Source organism: Neobacillus sp. NPDC093182 (assembly GCF_044754045.1).
Genome location: NZ_JBIVOI010000014.1, coordinates 199,972 through 206,568, shown reverse-complemented (window position 1 = coordinate 206,568; position 6,597 = coordinate 199,972). Strand labels below are relative to the sequence as shown.

Annotated in this window: 8 protein-coding genes; 2 read left to right on the top strand and 6 right to left on the bottom strand. The window is 38.4% G+C overall.

Going from position 1 to position 6,597, the window contains the following annotated elements; all coding sequences use genetic code 11:
- Positions 1-164 precede the first annotated feature (164 nt).
- From ACIQAA_RS23700 to ACIQAA_RS23685, 4 genes are all read right to left on the bottom strand, one after another.
- The gene (locus ACIQAA_RS23700) at positions 165-395 is read right to left on the bottom strand and encodes a hypothetical protein (RefSeq protein WP_402624477.1); all 231 of its coding nucleotides are present in this window, start codon (positions 393-395) and stop codon (positions 165-167) included.
- Between the two features lie 175 nt (positions 396-570).
- A complete protein-coding gene (locus ACIQAA_RS23695) occupies positions 571-792 on the bottom strand; it encodes an IS3 family transposase (protein ID WP_402624475.1) in 222 nt (73 codons plus the stop codon).
- A gap of 346 nt (positions 793-1,138) precedes the next feature.
- Positions 1,139-1,336 (bottom strand): IS3 family transposase, encoded by a 198-nt coding sequence (locus ACIQAA_RS23690; RefSeq protein WP_402624504.1) that lies wholly within the window; start codon positions 1,334-1,336, stop codon positions 1,139-1,141.
- 59 nt (positions 1,337-1,395) lie between these two features.
- Positions 1,396-1,962 carry a helix-turn-helix domain-containing protein gene (locus tag ACIQAA_RS23685; RefSeq protein ID WP_402624473.1) on the bottom strand — a complete coding sequence of 189 codons (567 nt, stop codon included), beginning with the start codon at positions 1,960-1,962 and terminating at the stop codon, positions 1,396-1,398.
- 166 nt (positions 1,963-2,128) lie between these two features.
- Here ACIQAA_RS23685 and ACIQAA_RS23680 point away from each other — a divergent pair, with 166 nt between their 5' ends.
- Together ACIQAA_RS23680 and ACIQAA_RS23675 are read left to right on the top strand one after the other, a co-directional pair.
- Positions 2,129-2,590 carry a YndM family protein gene (locus ACIQAA_RS23680; RefSeq protein WP_402624470.1) on the top strand — a complete coding sequence of 154 codons (462 nt, stop codon included), beginning with the start codon at positions 2,129-2,131 and terminating at the stop codon, positions 2,588-2,590.
- A gap of 191 nt (positions 2,591-2,781) precedes the next feature.
- Positions 2,782-4,488 (top strand): hypothetical protein, encoded by a 1,707-nt coding sequence (locus tag ACIQAA_RS23675; RefSeq protein ID WP_402624468.1) that lies wholly within the window; start codon positions 2,782-2,784, stop codon positions 4,486-4,488.
- A gap of 48 nt (positions 4,489-4,536) precedes the next feature.
- Here the strand turns inward: ACIQAA_RS23675 and ACIQAA_RS23670 are convergent, their stop codons facing one another.
- Together ACIQAA_RS23670 and ACIQAA_RS23665 are read right to left on the bottom strand one after the other, a co-directional pair.
- On the bottom strand, positions 4,537-5,415 hold the full coding sequence (locus tag ACIQAA_RS23670) for a DUF1259 domain-containing protein (RefSeq protein ID WP_402624465.1): 879 nt from the start codon (positions 5,413-5,415) through the stop codon (positions 4,537-4,539).
- 133 nt (positions 5,416-5,548) lie between these two features.
- Positions 5,549-6,595, bottom strand: a complete 1,047-nt coding sequence (locus ACIQAA_RS23665) for a VanW family protein (RefSeq protein ID WP_402624464.1) — start codon at positions 6,593-6,595, stop codon at positions 5,549-5,551.
- Between the last annotated feature and the right edge of the window lie 2 nt (positions 6,596-6,597).

The following is a 6,597-nucleotide window of genomic DNA, read 5'->3' as shown; positions in this document are numbered from 1 at the left end:
TCTTTTATTATAAACGGGTTTTAATTCAGGGGACATAGAAAAACCCGATTAAGGGGCACTTTTTATTTAGTGTCCATTAATCGGGTTATAGTTCAAGGTTACTGGAGCGGTGTCTCTTTATGCATGTTTTGTTTATGTGTAATCCCCTAATTCGCACCAACCCTCTAATCTCTTAAAACCTTCCTTGCCATTTCAATTAGTTCACTGGAGTCTTTGCCAGTTGTATCTTCTACAATCGTTCTTAACGTTCGTTCAAAATTCTCAGCTTTTTCAGCTTGCTGAATTAGCCATCTTAGATCTTCTGTATAAAAAAAGAATTGTGGAATACTGTCATGTCTGCCGTTAAGATCCAATTCTACAAATGTCTTCATCTGATTCAATCTTAACCTCTCCAAATTTCATTCCCTCCCGATGTCATAATTAGTACCCAGTTTTAAAAGAATTTGATTGATTATATTCATCGGAACAAGATTTGATAACAATGACTGTATGTACAAAATCCAAATGATAGCAGAAAAAAGAGTGCCAGGCACCACCAATGATGTGACCCCCAAAAGTTAGAGTTTTATATTAAGCTGCTAATTGGCTAGTATGGACCCGGTATTGAACCGGGCTCATGCCTGCCAATTTTTGCTTTATACGCTTGTTATTATAATAACTGATATATTCTTCAATTCTCTTTTTTAATTCCTCATAGGAGCACAGTGCTTCCCCATAATACATTTCTTGTTTCAGTAATCCGAAAAAGTTCTCCATTGGCGAATTATCTAAACAGTTTCCTTTACGCGACATACTCTGGAACACCTTGTATTCCTTAGAGTCTTCACCCATTTATTATGTTGATAATGCCACCCTTGATCAGAATGTACAGTCGTTCTAAACTTTGAATCTTTTACTATTTCTAGTGCTTCCTCAAGGGGGTGAGAGCTAATTCTAAAGTTGGACGCATTCCTATCCCAAAAGAAAGAATTTCACCATTGAACATATCCATAATTGGATTTAAATACGGTTTTATACCGTCTGAACACTTGAATTCTGTAATATCTGTTGTTAGTTTTTGATGACACACATTTGTTTGAAAACGACGATTGATAAGGTTCTTGGCAACAGTTCCAGTTGTACCCTTGTAAGAACTGTACTAGCGTGATTTTAATCTGAATTTATCTCCCTTGAGCCCAAGCATATTCATGATGCGTTGCACCTTCTTATGATTCACTTCATACCCACGGTTTTCTAATTCTAATTGAATACGTCGATAACCATAATTCCCATTATGTTCTTCGAAAATGGATTGAATAAGTTCCTCCAACTCTTGGTCTGGATTCTCTTTATTCATCATTTTTATATGATAATAGTAGGAGGATTCAGGAATGCCAACTATTTGTAAAACATCTTTTAGTTTGAAGGATTCTTTGAGTTCGAAGGATAACGCTGCTTGTGCTTTTGTAGATAGCCCTCCGGATCCATCTGAAAAGCTCGTAACTTTTTTAAGTATGCTACCTCTAAACGAAGAAGTTCGTTTTCTCTTTCTAACTTTTGTTCGTTCGTCAATTCCTTTTTTTCTAGAGTTTTTTTACTTTTTTTGTTCTTTGCTTTATTAGACATGGGAGGCCGTCCTTTCGGTTTTTCCAGGGCTTCAGCACCACCTTCCAAATAAGCTTTCTTCCATGGACCTATGGCAGAATGGTTGGTTATCCCAAAATGAAGGGCTGTAGCCATTTCTGAAGAACCTGTTCTCTCCATGTATCTTAATACATCTAACTTAAAATTAGTAGAATAAGTTTCCTTATGGTTCTTCTTTATTAACCCTTCAGCTCCGAATTTCTCGTGAATTTTAACCCATCTCTTAATTGGCGTGCTGTCTTTCATACCATACTTCTCAGCTAAAAGCTTATATCCCAATTTCCCTTCTTGATACTCTCTCACTAACATTAACTTAAATTTTTCACTATATTTAGTCATAAAGAAACACCCCAAAGTTTAGATTTTACTCTAACTTTTGGGGTGCAGTACAATTTTGAGCGGTGCCTGGCGCTTTTGATTACTGCCTTCAAAAACTGCTGGAAATGACTTTATGAATAATAATTGAAATAATTATACACAATAATTTTCAAAGGAGGTGGAAAGAATGAAACACGTAAAAGCATTAGCCATTAAGTTTGTTTCAAGTCTTGTCCTTTTGTCGCTTATCCTCGGTTTACTTTATGACATGTCATTTGGCAACATCTTTCTTATCACACTTGTTCTTGGTGTCGCAGCTTATCTAATCGGAGATTTGCTGATTTTACCAAGAACCAATAATACTGTAGCAACCATTGCCGATTTTGGCTTAGCTTTCGTCATTATATGGTTAATGAGCGAAAGCCTGACCTACGGAGACAATCATTTTTCAATGTCTTTAATTGCTGCACTTGGTGTTGCATTATTTGAATATATGTTCCATAAATATGTTGCAAATAATGTCATCAAAGACCAAGGCGGACAACAGCAAACAAGGCCATTACAATACCAAACAGAAGCTTCAGAAGAGCTGACTCCAGTCAGACAAGATGTAAGAAGTTCAAACGAAGAAAACAAAAAGCCTCAATAATGTACAAGCTCCCTTTAAACCGAGGGAGCTTTTTGTTATTTTCTATAGAAGCATTGGTATTTTTTGCTTTAAAACCAAGATTATTCAGAGTTGACCACTTCTAATTAGGGAATTATTGAAACTTTTTTCCTATATACTCGTATATAAATAGACTCAAGTCAAAAAGATTAGATTATAAAGGGGAATTGGTTATGGGGAATATGTTTTTGTTTTCCTTGATTGTTGCTATTGTGTCTGCTCTTGTTCTTATACCGATTTATAGGGATGATAAATCCACTGGCCCGAAAAGTAATAAGAAGAGCTCTAACGGAGCTGGAAGGCTAATTCCGGGGGCAATTATTGCTTTAATCGTTATTTTGATTCCTTCTGTTTTTGCTTACTACTATTTTACGAATTATGATCGAAACCTATCTTCTTTATGGGTTCTTGCAATTATGATTACGGCATTAGGTGCACTCATTTCTGCTGGAATGGAAAGGAAAGTGAAAGCACTGCTCTTTGCAGCAAGTCTGATCCTTGGAATTTACTTTCTCACGGCCTTTCTTTTTAACGCAGATGAAAAATATGAGATCGCCAAGATGGACCAAAAAGTGGAAATTAAGACTTTTGATGAAAAAGAAACACCTGCTAGTGTTCCGCCAGAGTTTGCCCGAAATAAAATGAAAAAAGCTTTTGGGCAAGTACCAAATACCAGCTATTACGAGCTGGGGAATCTTCAAATACAAAAAGTAAATGGAGATTATGTCTATATTGCACCTGTTGAGTTTTCTGGATTTTTCAAATGGTGGAAAGGAAAGGAAACACCTGGTTATTTTACCTTAAGTGCGACCGATTCTTCTGCGAATCCGAAATTCATTAAATCAGAAATGATTTATACACCTTCTTCCTATTTTAATAAAGATGTTGAACGACATATTCGTATGCAGTTTCCGAAACATATTTTCTACGGTGATGTTCAATTAGAAATTGATGATGAAGGAAAACCCTATTACATCCGCTCTTACGGTGAATATGTTTCTGCTCGAAATGGCTTTGACGTTAAGGGTTTAGTCGTAGTTGATTCAAAAAATGGAGTTACAAAGTCCTATCCGTTAGCCAATGTTCCCGAGTTTATTGATGGAGCCGTATCACCTGAAATTGTCAGCTTGCAAAATAGCTATTTCGGTAATTATGTACACGGATTTTGGAATAGTCTTTTTGGAAAATCAGACGTAAAACTTCCTTCTGATGAAGGAACCGAAGCTAATGTAAGTCCGATTTTTGATGAAAAAGGAGTTATGTATTATTTCACTGACTTCACAAGTCCAAAAGAAGGAGTCGACTCCATGCTCGGTTACTCCTTGACCAACTCGCGTACAGGGGAAGCCACGTATTATACAGGTAACCCTGAAGAGTCTTATATGGATTCACAAGGTGCCCTGCAAATAATTGAAAAGAAATTTATTGAAAAGAAATGGCATGGTGAAATGCCTGTCATTTATAACTTCTACGGTGAAGCAAGCTGGCTGACACCAGTGTTGGATTCGAATGGATTCTTGCAGAATTACTTTATCGTTTCTGCTGCTAATCCCGAAATTTCAGTGTTTGGGGTTACTCCGAACGAAGCTCTTAAACAATATAAAACCGCGCTCCAGCGTGGCGGCGGTTCAGTGGATGGCAGTTCGAAGGCGGACGAAAAACAGATAACCGGTACGGTTCTCCGTGTTTATAAAGAAAAATCTGGGGACTTCACTGTCGTGTCATTTCTTCTAGACAATAAGAAAAGTTATATCATTTCTTCTGAAAAAGAACCAATGATCATTTATCTTAAAGAGGGAGATAAAGTAAATGTCACCTATTTAGATACGGATGAAGACTTCCTGCCTGCGAAAGAAATTACGATTGAAGGCTTAGAATAATAATCGAAAAACCACGATGATTGGGAACGATCATCGTGGTTTTTCATGTTATGAATTAGTAGGTCGGATTTCTCTTTCTGTTAGAACAGATAATGCGTCCCTGACATCCCTTGCAAAATCGAGCGGCCGGTCGATTTTTTCAAAGTGGATGTACATAAGTCTTGGATTCTCAAAAAGCCAGTGATTGTGGAATGCAGTTACGATAATATTATGTTCACGAAGAATGCTGATAAATGGGTTCAGTTCTTCTTGGAGTATGACTGTTTCACCGCTGCAAAGAGCCCGTCCGTCCGAGGTAAGCGATTCAAACACAAACATTTGCGGTAAAGCTAGAAACGATTTGGTTCTCCTCCCCAATATACGCGCCATGATATTAGTCCGGGAATTCATCACCATACAAACACCATCTTCGAACGTACCCATGCCTCCGAGAATATCGTGAAACTCCTCGCACAGTTCCTCTGCCCTTCTATTCGTTGCCTGTCGAGCTCTGCTTGAACGCCCCATGTTCCTTGTGGTCAGTACCTCTAGTGCATCTGCGACCTTTCTAGCAAAGTCTAGTGGCTCATCAATCGATTCAAAGTGAATATACATCAAACGAGGCTCGTCAAAAAGCCAGTGGTTGTGCAGAGCAGTTACAATAATCCCATCCTCGCGCAGTCTTGTTATAAAAGGATTAATCTCATCCTGAAGAATAACGGTTTCTCCCAGACATAATGCTCTGCCATCTCTGCCTATATTCTCAAAAGAAAATGCCTGTGGAACAAACATAAAAGACTCAGCCCGACGTCCTAAAACCACAGGATGGATATTCGTTCTGGACCTCGTTGCTGTACATACCCCATTGATTACCGAAGGTGTTGCACCAAGTATTCTAGCGAACTCCTGACACAGTTCACTTGGCTCCATGTTATTCATATTGTGCATTAAAAAATCATCTCCTGACAGATTCTACTCTCAGGATAAACTATTCATTACGTTATTTTTGGACAGGGCTGATACCTTTTTACAGTGAAAAGACACCATCAATTTTTTAATGGTGCCTTTCTCTAGTTAATCCTTATCTCTTTTGAAGTAAGGATTGATAGGCTGCAGAGGTTCTCATCTCAACGGTTAAGGTGCCATTCGGATTATAAATGGCCTTAATCAATAGCGGCACACCCGCTGTATTTTTAAATTGAAAATCTTTACCGCCATATGAAACCGTTGCGTCCCGCCCTACAGGTACGTAACCCACTGTCAAGGAATGATGGTGCCATTCCACATATTCGATAGCTAATTGGTCAACTGCATTAAACAAGGTAGAGGAGGTTTGACAAATACCACCGCCAATTCCCATGACCAATTGCTTATTAACGATTTCTTGGGCAGGCTGGTATCCATGTGCTTCGTCACTCGGTCCAACGGTATGGTTAAAAGAGAAAATATCTCCTGTACCAACAATCACATTATCAATCGCCTGTGCAGACAATTCAATGTTTTTATTTCTTCCTGTTATACTAGGATTAAATTTTGTCGTATATGTCGCCACGACCACTTCAGATAAATGGGCAGCATCCTCAGGTTTATAGCCGCTTTCGGTCACATAAATAGGAAGAAAAACATCTCCTCCCTTGACTGACGCCTCGATAATTTTATTCACTAGTTCTGCTTCTTCAAGAATGACTCTTGGTTGCCCTTTAATGACCTGCCCATTGGCATCAATTTTATCAAGGACCATTTTCGAGTCATAACCAGGAGTGGTATCTGTTCCTCTTGCTAACTCCTTAGCCCAATTCTCAAGCTCCTGCTTATATTTTTCATTATCTGTTCCAAATCCCATATCGACTGGAATAAGGCTTTTAATAATGTTTTTTGTATTTGGATCGACTACATTAACCACTTTGGGTTTTTTAGCTTCTTCCTCAGCTTTTCGTTTTGCTTCTGCTTCTTCCGCTGCTTTTCTTGCCGCTTCTTCTGCAGCTTTTTGCTCTTCTAGCTTCTTTTCGAGTTCTGTTACTTTGTGCTCCAGCTCAGCTTCGTTACCGTTTGTTTTCTCCGCACATCCTGCTAACCCTATTAAACTGCCAACTAATATGAATGAAATCGCCCAGGTCCGTATAGACATTT

What these genes read in the sequence shown, in the direction of transcription:
- ACIQAA_RS23675 (WP_402624468.1), top strand. Translation starts at nt 2,782, where the DNA reads ATGGGGAATATGTTTTTGTTTTCCTTGATTGTTGCTATTGTGTCTGCT.
- ACIQAA_RS23695 (WP_402624475.1), bottom strand. Translation starts at nt 792, where the DNA reads ATGTCGCGTAAAGGAAACTGTTTAGATAATTCGCCAATGGAGAACTTT.
- ACIQAA_RS23680 (WP_402624470.1), top strand. Translation starts at nt 2,129, where the DNA reads ATGAAACACGTAAAAGCATTAGCCATTAAGTTTGTTTCAAGTCTTGTC.
- ACIQAA_RS23665 (WP_402624464.1), bottom strand. Translation starts at nt 6,595, where the DNA reads ATGTCTATACGGACCTGGGCGATTTCATTCATATTAGTTGGCAGTTTA.
- ACIQAA_RS23670 (WP_402624465.1), bottom strand. Translation starts at nt 5,415, where the DNA reads ATGCACAATATGAATAACATGGAGCCAAGTGAACTGTGTCAGGAGTTC.
- ACIQAA_RS23685 (WP_402624473.1), bottom strand. Translation starts at nt 1,962, where the DNA reads ATGACTAAATATAGTGAAAAATTTAAGTTAATGTTAGTGAGAGAGTAT.
- ACIQAA_RS23690 (WP_402624504.1), bottom strand. Translation starts at nt 1,336, where the DNA reads ATGAATAAAGAGAATCCAGACCAAGAGTTGGAGGAACTTATTCAATCC.